Annotated in this window: 14 protein-coding genes and 1 pseudogene; 8 read left to right on the plus strand and 7 right to left on the minus strand. The window is 62.6% G+C overall.

What is annotated here, in order from left to right:
* Window positions 1-846: 846 nt before the first annotated feature.
* Both J7E82_RS20135 and J7E82_RS20140 read right to left on the minus strand, forming a co-directional pair.
* Window positions 847-1,461 (minus strand): carbonic anhydrase, encoded by a 615-nt coding sequence (locus tag J7E82_RS20135; RefSeq protein ID WP_214865907.1) that lies wholly within the window; start codon window positions 1,459-1,461, stop codon window positions 847-849.
* A gap of 355 nt (window positions 1,462-1,816) precedes the next feature.
* Window positions 1,817-2,254 carry an ester cyclase gene (locus tag J7E82_RS20140; RefSeq protein ID WP_214865909.1) on the minus strand — a complete coding sequence of 146 codons (438 nt, stop codon included), beginning with the start codon at window positions 2,252-2,254 and terminating at the stop codon, window positions 1,817-1,819.
* 162 nt (window positions 2,255-2,416) lie between these two features.
* Between J7E82_RS20140 and J7E82_RS20145 the strand changes: the two are divergent.
* A pseudogene (locus tag J7E82_RS20145) lies at window positions 2,417-2,501 on the plus strand (DUF4113 domain-containing protein); the annotation flags it as partial.
* A 30-nt stretch (window positions 2,502-2,531) separates the two neighbouring features.
* On the opposite strand, the gene J7E82_RS20150 reads toward J7E82_RS20145, so the two are convergent.
* Window positions 2,532-2,891 (minus strand): dihydrofolate reductase family protein, encoded by a 360-nt coding sequence (locus J7E82_RS20150; RefSeq protein WP_214865928.1) that lies wholly within the window; start codon window positions 2,889-2,891, stop codon window positions 2,532-2,534.
* Between the two features lie 233 nt (window positions 2,892-3,124).
* Here J7E82_RS20150 and J7E82_RS20155 point away from each other — a divergent pair, with 233 nt between their 5' ends.
* The 5 genes from J7E82_RS20155 (at window position 3,125) to J7E82_RS20175 (ending at window position 7,329) form a co-directional block, all read left to right on the plus strand.
* Window positions 3,125-3,580, plus strand: coding sequence for a helix-turn-helix domain-containing protein (locus J7E82_RS20155; RefSeq protein ID WP_308113981.1), 456 nt, complete (start codon window positions 3,125-3,127; stop codon window positions 3,578-3,580).
* A gap of 111 nt (window positions 3,581-3,691) precedes the next feature.
* Window positions 3,692-3,940, plus strand: coding sequence for a PIN domain-containing protein (locus J7E82_RS21430; RefSeq protein WP_374223649.1), 249 nt, complete (start codon window positions 3,692-3,694; stop codon window positions 3,938-3,940).
* 540 nt (window positions 3,941-4,480) lie between these two features.
* Complete coding sequence (locus J7E82_RS20165; RefSeq protein WP_214865911.1) at window positions 4,481-4,891, plus strand: hypothetical protein; 411 nt, start codon at window positions 4,481-4,483, stop codon at window positions 4,889-4,891.
* Window positions 4,892-4,895: 4 nt separating this feature from the next.
* Window positions 4,896-5,633: a hypothetical protein gene (locus J7E82_RS20170; RefSeq protein WP_214865913.1), complete on the plus strand. Its 738-nt coding sequence runs from the start codon at window positions 4,896-4,898 to the stop codon at window positions 5,631-5,633.
* Window positions 5,634-5,670: 37 nt separating this feature from the next.
* Window positions 5,671-7,329 (plus strand): DUF4236 domain-containing protein, encoded by a 1,659-nt coding sequence (locus tag J7E82_RS20175; protein ID WP_308113982.1) that lies wholly within the window; start codon window positions 5,671-5,673, stop codon window positions 7,327-7,329.
* A gap of 1,908 nt (window positions 7,330-9,237) precedes the next feature.
* Here J7E82_RS20175 and J7E82_RS20185 read toward each other — a convergent pair.
* Together J7E82_RS20185 and J7E82_RS20190 are read right to left on the minus strand one after the other, a co-directional pair.
* Complete coding sequence (locus tag J7E82_RS20185; RefSeq protein ID WP_214865919.1) at window positions 9,238-9,894, minus strand: peroxiredoxin; 657 nt, start codon at window positions 9,892-9,894, stop codon at window positions 9,238-9,240.
* A gap of 43 nt (window positions 9,895-9,937) precedes the next feature.
* Window positions 9,938-10,240, minus strand: coding sequence for an antibiotic biosynthesis monooxygenase (locus J7E82_RS20190; protein ID WP_214865921.1), 303 nt, complete (start codon window positions 10,238-10,240; stop codon window positions 9,938-9,940).
* Between the two features lie 83 nt (window positions 10,241-10,323).
* Here J7E82_RS20190 and J7E82_RS20195 point away from each other — a divergent pair, with 83 nt between their 5' ends.
* Complete coding sequence (locus tag J7E82_RS20195) at window positions 10,324-12,012, plus strand: BTAD domain-containing putative transcriptional regulator (RefSeq protein ID WP_214865922.1); 1,689 nt, start codon at window positions 10,324-10,326, stop codon at window positions 12,010-12,012.
* 403 nt (window positions 12,013-12,415) lie between these two features.
* Here the strand turns inward: J7E82_RS20195 and J7E82_RS20200 are convergent, their stop codons facing one another.
* Together J7E82_RS20200 and J7E82_RS20205 are read right to left on the minus strand one after the other, a co-directional pair.
* On the minus strand, window positions 12,416-12,688 hold the full coding sequence (locus J7E82_RS20200; protein ID WP_374223648.1) for a hypothetical protein: 273 nt from the start codon (window positions 12,686-12,688) through the stop codon (window positions 12,416-12,418).
* 322 nt (window positions 12,689-13,010) lie between these two features.
* A complete protein-coding gene (locus J7E82_RS20205; RefSeq protein WP_214865924.1) occupies window positions 13,011-13,397 on the minus strand; it encodes a hypothetical protein in 387 nt (128 codons plus the stop codon).
* Window positions 13,398-13,527: 130 nt separating this feature from the next.
* Between J7E82_RS20205 and J7E82_RS20210 the strand changes: the two genes are divergently transcribed.
* Window positions 13,528-15,207, plus strand: coding sequence for a response regulator transcription factor (locus J7E82_RS20210; protein WP_214865926.1), 1,680 nt, complete (start codon window positions 13,528-13,530; stop codon window positions 15,205-15,207).
* The last annotated feature ends 733 nt before the right edge of the window (window positions 15,208-15,940 follow it).

Consider the following 15,940-nt stretch of genomic DNA (forward strand, 5'->3'; position numbering starts at 1 on the left):
GTCTCGTCTGGGCCAGGATCCCCGCCCAAAACCACGTACTGGAACGCTCACGCTGGCGCCGAAAACACCAACACCGGGCCCGTGAACACCACTACCGCAAACGACAAACAAAGAAATAACCGCGACTGTAGTACTAGGGCGGACACGACTGCCGCCCAGATCATGCCAGCTCGGGTGACAGGCCGCCGGGGTTCGCCGACAGGCGGGCTGGCGGTTCCGTTGTCGTCCGGAAGAGCTGCGGTGCCCGGCCGGACCGGTCCTTCACCCCCGGCGGGACCCTGGACATCCGGAGGCAGGGGAGCACCAGGGGTGGAAGCAGGTGCCGGAGGCCGTGACTGGTCCTGCTCGAACGGGTCCCGCTAGGATCTGCTCTCCGCCATGTCTGTGACTCCTTCCCAGTTGTTGTTCCCGCCAGGGCGGGCCGATAAGAACCGGGGGTCAGCGCTGATTAGGTAACCGTTTCGGCGCGTCTTTTACTTCGATCCTAGGCACGTTTCAGCAATCCAGTAAGCGTGGGCCTCCGAAAGGGGTGAGACCGTTGAAGCTTGGGTGGATTCCCTTGTTGCCGTTGAGTGCCATGAGGACGCAATAAGGGCAAGGGCTGATCGCGGCGAGGGGCCGGAAATCCCGTTCGGCGTTCGAAGTCGTCTGCACTGCTCCGTACTTACTCACCCGGCTGGAGGCCCGCGGCCGCATCAGCCGCGAACTGCTGACCCTGGTTTGCGGCCTCGTCAATAAGGGACAATTCAGCCGTGGCCAATGCCATCCTGGCTGCAGCAGGCGAGGGCCTTTAGGAGCCCGGGGAGCTTGAACCGCACAGACGGGTGGCTCCCTGCGTCGCGAGTGTCAGAGCCGGCCGATGCTGGAGACGAGTTCCGCGCGGCCTTCGCCGAGGCTGTAGGACAGGCCGATGACGGCGGTGCTGCCGTCCTCGATTGCCCCGGAAATCACGCGGGAAGTGTCGGCCAACCGGCGGGCGGTCTGCTTGACGTGTTCAACCACCATGTCGTTGACGTCGTGCTTGTCGTTGCGGAGAGAGGTCAGGACTGACGGCGTGATGCGCTCGACCAGGTCGCGGATGAAGCCGGACGGCATTTCGCCCGCCTCCACGGCGCTCTTCGTGGCACTGACGGCGCCGCAGCTGTCGTGGCCCAGGATCACGATCAGCGGCACCTTCAATTGGCTGATGCTGTACTCGAGCGAGCCCAGGACGGCGTCGTCGATCACCTGGCCTGCGGTGCGAACCACGAACGCGTCTCCGAGGCCGAGGTCGAAGATGATCTCCGCGGCGAGCCGGGAATCGGAGCAGCCGAAGATGACGGCGAAGGGATTCTGCCCTTCCACCAGTGACGACCGTCGGGGGGCGTCCTGGTTGGGGTGCATGGACTGGCCGGAGACGAATCGTTCGTTGCCTTCACGCAGGCGGGTCCAGGCGAGTGCAGGGTTCAGGGAGGTAGCCATGCGGCTACTTTATGGGGAGGGAACGTGCGACGCGAAACTGTTGCGGCCGGTGCCGGCGTGGGGAAACAGTGCCAGCTGCCACTGAAGGCGATAGGCAGGAAGACGGGGTGAGGGGCGAGCCGTCATGCGTTGAGGGCGGCTGCCCATTTACTTCTAAGTAGTTCCGGCGGTGACCTTGTGCGCCCGCCCGCTACTGTCGAGTTAAGACTCGCAGCGGTAAGTTGGAAGTCACTTCCTTGTCGTTCCCTGTCAATTCGAGCGTATTGAGGCTATGCGGCGGATCAGGGCCAATCCTGAACGGCGGCCGCGGGGCTTGCGGCCGCCGGCGGACAGGGACAGGGTCTGGCCCTCAGGCTCAGGGCTTGGACAGGGATTCAGGGAGCAGGCCGAGTTGTCCCAGGAATTCCATCTGGTCAAAGTAGAAGTGGTGAGTGGTGATCAGGCCCCCTTCGACGTGGGCGATGTCGCAGCTTCTCACCCTGATGCTTTTGCCTGTGGGAGGTAGGGTTTCGCCGGACGGCAGGGGCAGCGGTCCGGTGTTCGTTCCAACGACGAAGCCCTCATCGATCGCCACATTTCCGGCCTCATACTTCTGTGCATACTCATAGCTGATGTCCGGGAATGCTTCCCCAAATTGGGAGAGGTAGTTGCTGATTGCTTCGGGTCCAGCGACCTCGCCCTCGTCAGGGGTGAAGGCCACCGCATCAGCGGCGTAACAGGCCGCCTGTGTCTCTTTGTCTCTCGCCGTCACGGCAGTGGTTAAGCGGTCCATTACTTCGCGTGCCTGCCCCATTTTTCGTCCTCCGTCTAGTGGCGGCCTCACGGAAGGTCAGGCCGCTCCATGGTTTGGCCTCTGTTCAAGCGGAAGCCGATTCAAGTACACGCCGGGCCGGGAGGAGTGTCAATGGCTCCAGCATGGGCACGAGCTCGGGGCCGTGTCGGGATGGGGTGCGTTCCGGACTGGACAATGAAGCCGCGACATGTTGTCGCCCAGATACACAACCAACTGGGATGAACTGCTCTTGGTGAAGGTCGCGTAATCCCCTCCCCGCAGCCAGGCTGAAGGGCCCTTATCGGTGGCGGGACGCGGAGTAGCGCAGAAGCACGTTGTCCGAGCCTTTGAAGCGCCGGGTTTCCAGCAGTGCCAGGTCCGTAGGTATGCTGAAGATGGGCGTACCGCCACCCAGCGCTGCGGGCCCAACCATGAGGTGGAGTTCGTCCACCAGTCCCTGCTGGAGCAGGCCGTTCCACATGGTCCGGCTGCCGTAAATGAGGATGTCCCCGGAATGGCCCTCCTGCGATTCCGCCAGCCAGCGCGCTACTTCGCCGCGAGGTACGACAGTCGTGGTGTCGTACCAGGGGTTGTCGTCAGGCGGTGTGTAGCTGTCTGTTACAACTGCCTTCTGGATCCTGTTGTAGATCCGGCTCAGCTCCCGGTTGTCTTTGCTGAGGGGGCGGTTGTTCGTGTCGGCGGCTCACCGCCGGGGCAGGAGGGGAGTGCAACTTTTGGGAATCGGTCAGGAGTCACGGTCGGGAACGAGAGGCCAAAGGTCTAGGTTAGTCACGGTCCGACTTGGCCACGGCCACCTCCCTGCTTCATTTCATTTATTTCGTTTGTGAGATACCTCCACAAATACACCGGGCAGTGGGAGAGGAGACGAAAGTGACTACCCATCCGGCAACCCCGGCCTACCCTCATGGAAGCGATTCTGAAATGCCGCGGGAAGCACTGAAGACGCTACGTCGTGCCGTTGAAGCGCACGCAGATCCGCAGCAACCAGTGGAGATGAAGGTTACCGACGGAGGAAACCTCGAGATGCCGCGTGTAGCGGCGGACCTGATGATGCTAATCCTTGGGAAAATGGCGGCAGGTCAGGGGGTAACGATTGTTCCCATGAACGCCGAGCTGACCACGCAGCAGGCGGCGGACATCTTGAATGTATCGCGCCCCTATCTGGTGAGACTTCTCGAGTCCCAGGAAATCAAGTACCGAAAAGTGGGCACGCATCGGCGGGTCCTTGCTGAATCGCTGTACGATTACCAGCGCCGTACGTCGCTAACTCAGAAGGATGCCGCGGACGAGCTGTCCGCACTAAGTCAGGACATGGGTCTCAAGTAGAGTGGTTTTCACGGTCATTTATGATGCCAACGTTCTGTATCCAAGCATGCTTCGGGATCTCCTCATACGAGTCGCCCAGACCGGATTGGTTCAGCCCGCCGGACCGAGGCCATACTCGATGAGACCTTCCGAAACCTGAAGCAAAGCCGGCCGGATTTGGATCCGTTGAAGCTCGACCGAACCCGGGAGCTGATGCGTTCGGCAATACCGGATTGCATCGTGAACGACAACCAGCCTCTTGAGCAGGTCTTCGTGGACCTCCCTGACCCAAGGGATGCACATGTCATGGCAGCGGCCCTGAAAGTGCAAGCGCAAGTGATCGTCACAAAAAACCTCAAGCACCTCCCCCGGAAGCGCTAATGCCATGGGGTATCGAGGCCAAACACCCAGATGACTTCCTCAAGGACCAGTTCTACTTGGATGCTGTGGAGCTCCACGTCGCCGTTCATAACATGTCTGAGGCGTACAGGAATCCGAGGTTGGATCTCAACGACGTTTTAGACCGGCTGGACTCGGAGGGAATGCCTCAAACCGCTGCGGCCCTTCGCAGGTAGCGAAGCTCGTCGACACCCGTATTATGTCGTGAAGCGGGTACCGACCAGATTGGCATACCCAAGTGACGTGGTCGTTGGTTTTGAGCGTCGTTCGGATAGGGGACCATTCGCTGGCGCGCTTGAGGGAGACTCGACCGCCGAATCAAGCGCGTGGAAGCTTCCTTGCTGATATCTGTTCCTTGATTATCGATGGATCAAAAATCAATGCGCTGTTTGCGCCGTTGACGGTAGTAGGCACAAAACGGTCATTCGCGATTGAAGACCTGGCCGCTGACGATCTGAATCTCCTATCGTCGATCGTCGCACAATAACTCGGATAGATCTTGCTGGCCGGGTCCACCATGTTTTGTGGGCACGGCGCCACGGCTCGGGGATCGCGCACGCGCTTGCTGCACTCGACTTCTATACCAAGATTCCTATTGAACGCGGCGACTATGATCCCGGCCTTATAGTCTGGGACCGGGCAGCGACCCTTGCCAAGAGCCTAGGTAAAGCGACCTTTGAAAAAGCGAAGCAGCTCGAAGCCTACCTGTCAGATAGCTTGAAGAAGCTTGCCGCCGAAGGAAGCCATCTGGCGATCATGCTGTCAAGAATGGTGGTGAAAAACCGACTGGCCACCTCCGAGGCTGAAAAATTTGCGAACGTCTTGGCTGGTCAAGGCGAGGCGCAGACAACGACTGGACTGCTCGGTGGACTGCAGTTCCTCGAATGCGCGCGCGATTGGTACCAAATGGCCCAGGCTTTCGACCAGGGCTGACGACATGACGACCGCGCCGGCGGAGGCTGCAGTCGCAGAAGGTTGTGAATGGGCCACCGGCAACAACAAGAGCTTCATAGTGGCCGCCCACCACCTCGAGTCTGCTATCCAGCTCTTCAGAGGCACTTCACACAGGTATCGCGAGGAGCGAGGTCTGGAATCGAGGCTGGCTGAAATTCGGGGTTTGCATCGTGAATACTCCCAGCGCGCCACAGAGGAGTTCGCATTCGTAAGAAGCGGTTCTATCGACCTAACTAGCATCGTCCGCGCTGCCGAGGACAAGGTTCAAGGCAAAGACACGATGTCAGCCCTTCTGGGATTGATCAGCGTGGTACCGATTCCGTCGGTCCAGCAGCTCTCCAACCTGCAAAGGGAACGTGTGGCAAAGGGTTCCATAGCTGACTTAATAGGAAGATCCATCATCACAAACGGTGGTCGTGTCGCCTACAAGGTGCCTGCCCTTGAACCTGACTCAGAAGAATACGTGGTCGCTTCCCACGTAGTCACCAGCCACCAAATGTTCATAGGTAGCCTCGTTCAAGGTGCAATTGCTCCGGCTTTGAGATCGGGGAGGCAAGCTTGCCTGGCCTGGATCTTGTCTGCCAAGGAACGAAGTTTGACGGACCCGCTACTTGGTTTCGAACAGGCTTGCAGGACGCCACATTCAAGACAGAAGAAGAAGGGGCGATGGGACCGTCCCCTCTGGTATCTGATGGGACGCGTTCCATTCGCGAATCTCTGAGGTCTAGAATCGCACGTGCGAGGACAAGTGCGTCCTCGTGATTTGCCTATTTTTTGGGGGGTGCGAGTTGGGTTTCCGTTACCGCAAGTCGAAGAGTTTCGGGCCTGTGAGGATCACGGCGTCGAAGCGCGGGGTGAGTGCAAGCATTGGGGCAGGCCCGTTCAGGGTTACGAAGTCCACGACAGGCCGCACGACGAGCACAGTGAGGATCCCCGGAACCGGTGCCTCCTATGTGACCACCAGCTCGAGCCGCCGCTCGATACGGAAGCCTGCTGCCCAGGCGTCTCAACCGATCCGCCGCCAAGCCCCGCGTCAGGTCATCAGCGATGAGACATGGCGGGAGCTCCTCGCACCCGATGGGACGGCTGTGGCATCGAAGTTCCAGCGCAACTTCGTGCGCGCGGCCGTCGCACGAGCAACGGGCAAGCGCCCGAGCCTGATGTACCTAACTTTGGGACAGGCGGCGCTCGTCCTGGAGTGTATCGGTCAGAGTCCGGCTAAGCTGACCGCCGGCGGCCGCGGTGTGCCGAGGTTGGAGAAGGCCGGGACGTTTGCACAGTGGGCCTTGTTCGGGTTGCTGATGCTGATTGTGACGGTATCCTCGCCCACAGGGTTCATTCTGGCCGCGGGGATCGTGGGGCTGATGTTCCTGCTGCGGAAGCGGCGCCGCGACCGGCAGGCGTGGGAGGACGCGACCTGGGCGCTGAGTCCCGTCAGCGCGGTGCAACGAATCGCAGTTCCTGAAGTCCGGATTGAGGCACGGGCAAATCGCACCGAGCCACGGCAGATCGCCTTTGAGGGCAAAGAACCAAATTCGCCAGTCACTCGGCCCTTTTCCAGGAGCCAGGGGGACCAGGTGTCGCTCGGCCGTTCGGAATGGCCGAACGTCGACGTCGTCGGCGAGCACGCGTATAGCCAGGCGATCAAAGCCGCGCTCCGCGCCAGTAAAGCGCCAATCACTTTACGGAGCGACAGCGAAGTTGAAGGCGTTCAGGTGGAACTCGTGGCCGAGCCGGACAACCCATATGACGAGAATGCCATCAGCGTTCGTTGGCGGAATCACGTCCTCGGCTACCTTAGTCGTGAAGACGCGATCCGCTACACGCAACCTATCAGGAGAATTATTGCGAGTGGGCTCTCTGCGACTACGACGGCTCGCATCTGGGCGTACGACGGCGGCGGCGATGAGCTCCAAGCCCGGGTCACCGTGGCACTGCCTGAACCGGGGCTGATCGCCCCGCTCAACGAGGCCCCGACGGGCCTCACCACTCTTGTACCGTGGGGATCAGCGATTCAAGTCCTCAAGGAAGAGAACCATTTCGACGTCCTTTTCAACCATGTGCCCCCGGATGGGGTAGGCCTCCTGTTGGTCAGCCTCCACAAGGCGATCCACACCCTTAAGAACGGTATCGAGCGGCCATTCGTTGAAGTCCGGCTCAGTGGCGAACGCGTAGGTGAGCTCAGCAACGTCACTTCTGCGCATCTATTGCCGCTTCTCGAGCACACCGAGACTGTCGGCGAAACCGCCCTCGCTTACGCAAAAATCACCGGATCAGCCCTTGCTGCTCAGCTCGTTTTGCACGCCGCAAGGGCCACAGAGATCAGCAACGACTGGCTATCCGACGGGCCGCACCCTGCACCAAAGCTCCTCCCATGGGCCGCCGCATATGAGGTCCCACCCGCTTACGCCCCGTAAGGGAAACTCCGGACAGGGCGGCAGGGGTTTTGCAGCGGCATGCCCGTCGTCGTGAAATCGGCGAGGGGCTGTAGCAAAGGCGATGATCACCGCGGCGGACCGCCCCAAACGCCGGCCCTTCTCTGGTTAAATGCATTAAATGCAAAATTTCTGTTGCCCCTCCGCTGGAGAAACGCAGCTGGATTGCCAGCCACAAGCGGGACACGATGATCCTCAGTCGTCTCAAGCTCGGTGGTGAGGTCTTCAAGGTCGCTGAGACGGAAGTCGGCAGACGGGCCGACGAGTCCGGCCCTGCCCTGATCAGTCAGGCCGGTCTCGCTGCTGAGATCAAGCAGTCGAGTCGCCAGGGCGACCACGGGGAGATATGGCGAGAATTACGTCTTCGGTTGCCCCGCCAGTCGGAACCCGTAGGGCGCACTTCAGCGGTTCCCGATCGAACCGACGTTGGGCACAATACAAAGCTGCCGCCTGGGCGTATCGAGGAGAGCGGCAGCTGTCGGATTTGGGCGGAATCTGTTCGGAAAAGCGGTGTGTACATTGCGCACGCTTTCGGCTTCGGATTGGGCCGTATATCGGCCGGACTGGCTCGGATTGCCTATGTTTTCTGGAGTTCCCAGTGTTCGAAGGGGCTAAAATCTGGTTCGAGTTCCACCTCGGGCACAGTGTTTCCGCAGGTCAGAGCCTTTTGGGTCTCTCACTGCGTGTACACTGTACACACCTCGTGATCTCGCCTTGACACTGTGTTGTCAACGCCTCGTGTTTAGTTGTGGGTGGCCGTTCACGTGGCCGTATGTCTCCTTTCTCCTGGGTGGGCGATGTTCTCGCTTCTCACTCCGTCATGGTCCTCACTAGTTGGAGCGACATGCCCTGGTTCGAGACGGGGGACCGAGGCGTTCGCTGCTGGTTGCGGGTTTCTGTACTCACACATGTTCATGGTGACTTTCGTGGTCTACTGCATGACTGGACGTAACTTTTTTGGATCTTTTCGTGGCCCGCTCCCAAGCTAATAAGCCGGTTCCTCGCTCCTTCATGGTGTGGCAAAGCGGGAGCTGCATGACTTGAATGACCGGGGAGCGGCGCGCGCCTGGTGCTACCCGGATACCGCGGCAGCAGGGTAGGTTGAGCATCCCGCACTGCCCGGCGGGTCAGCTGCCGGTGCAATGAAATGGGCTCATGAAAAGAGCCCATGGACAGAAGCCGAGCCTTGCTGTGACCTGAATGGCTGCATCGCAGGGATCGTCGGCAACAGGGGTCGCTTTTAGGGCGTGTCTCCTAAGGCTGTCAGCCAGATGCTGACTGCCCGGAGAACGGCGCCGCCGCGGTAGCTGAGTGCGAGTTTGTCGTAGCGGGTGGCCAGGCCGCGCCATTGCTTGAAGGTATTGAAGTTGTTGCGTCCGACGACGTTCCTGCCCTTGTAGTCCTCCTTGTCAAAGGCCGGGGGCTGCCGTCGGCGGAACCGCGTCGGTTCCGGTGGCCGATCTGATCCGGCCGGTTCAGGGATGACCCCTGCGATGCCTTGTCCGCGTAGGAGGGTCCGAATGGCCGGGAGGAATAGGCCTTGTTCCGGCGCACGCGGTCCGGGCGGGCCCGTGGCCTGCCCGGTCTGGCGCGGTTGATTTTCAGGTGGTCCATGAGTGCGGAAACATGGGGGAATCACCGCCCTGACCGGGAGCGACCAGCACCAGGGGCCGGCCCTTGCCATCGACCAAGGCATGGATTTTCGTGCTCAATCCGCCGTGGGAAACGGCCAATGGCATGATCGGCTGTTTCAGTAAGCAGATTCATTTAATTCGACGGTGCCCCTATGACGGTGCCTCTATGGTTCGGGGAAGGTTCGCGCCGTGCTGGTGGGCACGGTTCACCGTCGCTCCTTGCAGAACGGCACTTGTGGTGCTGTCCTGACCGGGATCACACCGGCTGCGGGATGATCCGAATGTACGGCTTGGGCTCCTTCCAGTCGCCAAAGATCTTTCGGGCCTCGTCGTTCGGGACGGAGCCGGCGATGATGACGTCCTCGCCTTGCCTCCAGTTGACCGGCGTCGCGACCCGGTGCTGAGCAGTGAGCTGAAGCGAGTCGACGACGCGGAGCACCTCGTCAAAGTTGCGGCCGGTTGTCATGGGATAGACGAGGAGTAGTTTGATCTTCTTGTCTGGTCCGATCACGAACACGTTGCGCACGGTCTGGTTGTCCGCGGGCTTTCGGCTCTTGGCGTCCCCGGATGTGCTTGCCGGAAGCATGCCGTACAGCTTCGCCACGGTGTAGTCGTCGTCGCCAATCAGAGGGTAATTGGGGCGAGCCCCCTGCGTCTCCTCGATGTCGGCGGTCCAGCGCTCGTGATCAGCCGTCGAGTCCACGGACAGGCCAATGATTTTGACCCCGCGTCGGTCGAACTCGGGTTTGATCTTGGCCATGTAGCCGAGTTCGGTAGTGCAGACCGGGGTGAAGTCCTTCGGGTGCGAGAACAGCACTCCCCAGGAGTCACCGAGCGAGTCGTGGAATCGGATGTCCCCGTCGGTGGTCTTGGCGGTGAAATCGGGTGCGATTTCACCAAGTTGCAGTGCCATCGTTCCTCCTGATTGTTGTGATGGGATTGTTGCGCCCGTTGGCTTACGGGACGTGTACAACGCGTTCGTAATCTTTGCCAACCATGCGTTGGCACAGTGCTTGGCACGCCGACATCTTCACGGCGAACCCCGGATCGTGTTTCCAGTGATCCCGCGCGTCGGCGTTCTTCCACTCGGAGAACGATATGAAATCGCTCTGCGTTGTGACTTCTTGGAGCAGGCTCGCGTCGATCATGGCCGGATGATGAAGGCGGGTCCATTCCAAAAACTCTTTCCACCTCACGATGAATTCGTCTTCCCGGCCCGGCACCACCTGCCATCTTCCTGAGGCGTATGTGTCTGGCATCTCGGTTCACCTCCTGAGTTGTGTCCCATCTCTGACGGTAAGAAAATCTTGTTCCCCGCCCGTTCCCCGCCTACGATCAGAGCGTGGCGACCTGCATCATCGTCATGTTGGGTTCGTTCCGTGTCGTGGTCGACGGCCGGGCGGTCCCGTACGACTCCTGGAAACGGACCAAGGCTGCCTGGCTCGTCAAGATCCTCGCCCTTGCGGAAGGGCGCCGTCTACATCGGGATCTCCTGGCTGACCTGCTCTGGCCCGATCTCAGCGCGCAAGCTGCCGCTTCGAACCTCCGCAAGGCAATGCATTACGCGCGTGCCGCTCTGGGCTCTTCGAACGCCGTACAGGCTCACGGCGACCTGCTGGTGCTGCTGCCCGACGCCGAGGTCTCGATCGACGCAGAACGATTCGAGGCGGACGGGCGAGCCGCTCTCGCCTCATCGGCCGGGCTGGCCGAGGCCCTCGCGCTGTACGGAGGCGAGCTGCTTCCTGACGACCGATTCGCCCTATGGGCTGAGGACCCCCGCGACCGGCTGCGCACGCTGTACCTGCGTCTGCTCAAGGCCTCGGCTCGGTGGGACGATGTGCTCAAGGCTGAGCCCACGGACGAAGATGCACACCGCGCGATCATGGTGCGGGCGCTCCACGCAGGCGATCGCATGGGCGCGATCCGCCAATTCGAGCAGCTCCGTCAGCGGCTGCGGGCAGATTTAGGGGTAGGACCGGGAGCGGAGACGGTCGCGGTCTACGAGGAGGCCATCGCAGAGGACAGTCCACGGGCGGAGAATCGCGCGCGAGCGTCGTTGGCGCGAGCACTCATCGCGCTCAACAGCGGCGACCTCACCGAGGCCACGTCCTACGCCCGGCGTGCGCGCGAGTTGGCCATTTCAGCGAACTTGGGCCGAGAGATCGGCGAAGCCAGCGCGGTGCTCGGGATCGCTGCGAACATGCAGGACTGCTGGCCCGAGGTGTTCGAGGCGGAGTTCGTGGAGTTCACGGGACACGACTCCGCGCGGTCCGGCTACGTGCTCGACGCACAATTATGCCTCGCCGATTTCTGCCTGTGCGGGCCGGCGGGACATCGGAACATCATTCAGCGTGCAGCGCGGCTGCGCACCATCGCCGAGCGAGCGGGCTCGGTGCGCGGCCAGGCCATCGCTGAGCTGTTGCTGGGGGAAGCGACGCTGTTTTCGGGTGACCTCGACGAAGCGCGGAGTCTGCTCCAGTCAGCGCTGGAGCTGCACCGGAAGGCTGGGGCCAAGGCCGGGGAGATCGTGACGCGACAGCGACTTGCTGAGCTTGATTTGGCGGAGGGCCGGCCCGCGGACGCAGCTCGGGAAGCCAGCCGCGCACTGGTTGCAGCCGCGTCCGGAGTGATCGCCGGGGCAGCCAGATCTCCGGGGCAAGCGGTCCGTATCATCGAGCGAGTCGACGCCGCCCTGGCCGGCAGGAGCGTCTGTTCGCCATGCTCGATGGGCTATCACGTCGCCGCAGCGACGAGCTACGCACTGGCCGGGAGGCTGGACGCGGCCCGCCGTCGGCTTGCCACTGCCGAACAGCTCGCTGGCATGTGGCCCGGCGGACCATGGCACGCCGCCCTCTGGGAAGCACGAGGGATCCTTCGCCGCGCAGAGGGTCACGACGATCAGGCCAACGCCTTGTTTCGGGAGGCAGCAGCCAGTTTCGCCGAGCTCGGCAGGCACCGAGACCAGCTACGCTGCCTAGCCCTAGTCGTCGTCAAGGATCCTGGCCCTGACAGGCTTGTAAGGACGCGGTGAGGTCAAGGTGTTCTACCGCGATGACGGCCCGCGGGCACTGGTTGAAACCTGGGGATCTTCACCTCACGCCAGGATGCTGAGCGTTTCATCGCCGAGGACCCGTTCGTTATAGAGGGCCTCGCCGTTCCACGCATCCTTGAGTGGAACGCTGTGCGCTTCCATTAGGCGGCCCCTCATCGCAGTTGCCGAGCCCCGTAGCTAGCAACGTCCAGCCACGGTCCCGAGGTGCTGCTATCCGCTTCATGTCGGGCAGTTACGGGAATCAGTGATGGGACCGCCGAAGGGACGCTTCTCCCTCTCAACGCTTGAGTGTCACCGCCGCGGCGAAACGCGCTGCTCGATGCGGCGAGGCTTGGTTAGCGGATCACCTGATACCGCACGTGCGTCACTAGGCGGGTACCGCTCACTTCCGTCGGCTCAAGGTTGAGGTTGTCGACGCCGTCCAGGAGCCGCTCGCCCGCAGCGAGGAGGATGGGTGCGATGTGAGCCGCAACTCGTCGATCAGCGCTGCTGTAAGGTACTGGCGGACAGTCTCTGCGCCTCCGGCTATTGCGACATCCTTGCCGGCCGCGGCCTCCCGGGCTTGGGCCAGTGCCGACTCGATCCCGTCGGTCATGAAATTGAATGTTGTGCCGCCCTGCATCTCGTGCCGAGGAACGGCACTAGCGGTAGGCATGGGTCGTGACTCGGTGAGCGGGGCAGTGTGGTGGGTTCGATGGTTTCGGCGAGTTCGGCGAGCCGGTGCTTTCATCCTTAGCGTCCGTCATCACCTGACGCCTTACTGTGAATCCCTGGAGTCACGGATGCCGCCACGGCGCTCTGAGCCTAGCCCGGGAAACATGCATTAGATTCAAGCACTGTACTGCGCTGACGCTTTGGCCGGCGGCCCCTCGCCCCGCGGGGGTCTTCGCGGGAGGTGGCCGCCGGCCCGAGGACGGCCAAGGCACCCAGGCCGCGTATCCAACGAGGGAGCAGGTCCTCGCCCGGCTGGACTGAGTTCATCCGACGGGGGACCCGAGCCGGATGACCCCCGCCACGTGCCGTGGGAACTGTGCTAGTTGCTCGCCCGCCTCCCTATACCACTGTGTCACGACTGACGGGGGCTGACCCAGGGCCATGGCGTTGCTGAAAGATTCGAGCCACGACCCGGACCGTGCCAGATGCTCGCTGATCACAGACATGTGGTTGGCCATGGATTCCCCTTCGGCATGGACCTGAAGGCACGTGATCTGCTGGCCCTGTTCGTCGGCGAAGAACTGGAAGACGAGCATCCTGGGCTCGCGGCTCTCCACGAGGCGAGCGACCTCGCGGCACGCCTCGAGAGCCTCATCGAGGTGCCCGGCGCGCACGACATATGTGCTCAAGTAGACAAACGGCTCGTACATGATGACCTCCTGAACCAAGTGATCCGCACCGTGCGGATCACCTTCAGAATCCCGCCGACGCCCCACGCATACATCGGCAGGTCGCGCCACTTTGGACATCCACCGTTGGGTAGTTATGCCCAGTCCACCGATGCATAGTAGTGATCAGGAGGTTGACGTGGCCGACGACGCAAATCACCTCGCGCGCGCCCGGGCATTGCACGCGGGGTCCGCGTGGCGGCAGGCATGCGACGAGTTCCGCGCCGCGGGCGGGCTCGCGGCCCTTGAGGTCGACGATGTCGAAAGCTTCGCCGAGTGTGCACAAATCGCAGGTCTCCGCGACGACGCGATTGCCGCGCTCGAGCATGCCTTCGAGGTACGGGCCGCGAACGGCCAAGTGCGCCCCGCGCTCGCCTCCGCTTTCTGGCTGTGGGAGGCTTACCACCTCAACAGCGAGTTCGCCCAGGCCAACGGCTGGATGGCACGGGCCCGCGAGCTCGGCCCGGACGACGCCGGCGAAGAGCCTGGCTGGCTGCTCATCATCACGGCGTACGGCCGGATCGCCGCGGGCGCCTATGACGAGGCCGGGATGCTCCTCGCCCGCGTCCGCGAGAGGGCCGCCAGGGTGCACGACGCCGATCAGCTCGCCTTCTCGACGCTCCTCACCGGCCGCGCTCTGGTCAAGTCGGGCCGCCTCGCGGACGGGCTGGACTGGCTCGACGATGCGATGCTCCGCGTAGTGGCGGGCGAGACGACACCACGGGTCACGAGCCTGCTCTTCTGCGCGGCCATCGGCACCTGCCAGGTGGAGGCCCGCGATGTCTCGCGGGTCCGGGAGTGGAGCACTGCCCTCGGGTCGTGGCTGGATACGGTACCTCCATTCGGCGGGCCCTTCTACGGCAACTGCCTGACGTACCGGGCCGTCCACCTCCGACTCGCGGGCCAGTGGGCGGCGGCCCTCGCCCAGCTGGAGGAGGCGTGTCGGAGCCTGGCCGACGGAGCAGGCACGCGCCTGATCGGCCACGCGCGCTACGAGCTCGCTGAATCGCATCGTCTTCTCGGTGACGTCCCCGAGGCTGAGGCAGCCTACCGGGCCGCGGCATTCGCCGGAGGCCCCACGCAGCCAGGGCTCGCCCTGCTCAGGCTCTCCCTTGGAGACGTGCCCGCGGCGGCAGCGGGGATCCGGCGTGCCCTCGGCGAGTCCGTGGGGCCGAGCGCGCGCGTGGAGCTGCTGCCCGCGGCAGTGACCGTCCTCCTCGCGACAGCGGCTGCGGGGGAAGCCGCTGCCGCTGCCGCGGAGATGGGCAGCCTCGCGGAGCATTTCGCCTCCGACAGCGTGCATGCCGCCCATGCGCGGGCCCTTGGCGAACTGGCCCTTGCCGACGATGAGTGGCAGAAAGCGCTTCCCGAGCTCCGTCGGGCCGCCGGCTTGTGGCGTGGCCTGGATGTCCCCTACGAGGTCGCGAGGTGCTCCATGCTCCTGGCCACCGCGTATCGGGGTGTGGGGGACGAGGAGGCGGCGGGCCTTGAGCTGGAATCGGCCCGCGAGGTCTTCACGCGTCTCGGCGCCCGTCCCGACCTGCTCGTGGTCGAGGACATGCTCTTACGCCCCGGCATCCCTTCGCAGCACGGCCTCTCTCCCCGCGAGGTCGAGGTGCTCCGGTTGATCGTGCGTGGTCTGACGAACCGGGCAATCGGTGCGGAGCTGTTTCTCAGCGAGCGAACCGTCCAGCGCCACGTGAGCAACATTTTCGACAAGCTCGGCGTGAGCTCCCGGACGCAAGCGGCAACGCGTGCCATCGACCGCGGGATCGTAAGCAACGCCCCATGACCGAGCCCTCTGTGACCGGCAGGAGGGGAGCGATGGCCGCCGCGACTACGAGTTCACAACTGTCTGGCGCATCGCCATATCACTCCTCTCACTCCTCCTGTAGCTCTTGTAGCTGAACCAGTCGGTACAGTCGCAGTTCTGAGGCAGCTTATCCGTGTGGACGCTTTCGTTGCTCTGGACGACTACCCCACGTAGGGTCTGTCGTTGCGAAAGGTCGGTTGCCGTGATGATGTCGTTGTCCTCCATCGAGGGTCATTTCGGAGAAGGCGCGTTCGGGCCAACGATTTTGTTGCGCGTGCCGACCCATGCAGCGGCCGGTCAGCTGTGGGAACTTTTCGACTGGCTGGCTACAGAGTCAAGCGGAACGACAACCTCGTGGGGCAGCCGGGCTTTCGGCTCTCTACGTCGATCAGCCCGTTCAGGATCGGGGTGGGAGACCGTGCTGGGAGCCGGCGTCTCGTTCGCGATCCTGACGGCGGCTTCACTGGTTGGGTGAACCGTCCCGGGTTTGATGCCGCTGTCTTTTGTGAGAAAGATGGCCATTATGCCCAAGCAGTACCCTTCGGAAGTGCGTGATCGTGCGGTGCGCATGACGCTCGACCGGTTGTCCGAATACCCTTCCGTTTCCGCGGCCAGTAAGGCCTTGGCGCCGAAGCTTGGCGTCGCGGCTGAAACGTTGCGCCGCTGGGTGCTCCAGGCCCAGGTTGATGCTGGTGAGAAGCCGGGTCCGAGC

The organism is Arthrobacter sp. ISL-30, assembly GCF_018613855.1.
Taxonomy (GTDB): domain Bacteria; phylum Actinomycetota; class Actinomycetes; order Actinomycetales; family Micrococcaceae; genus Arthrobacter.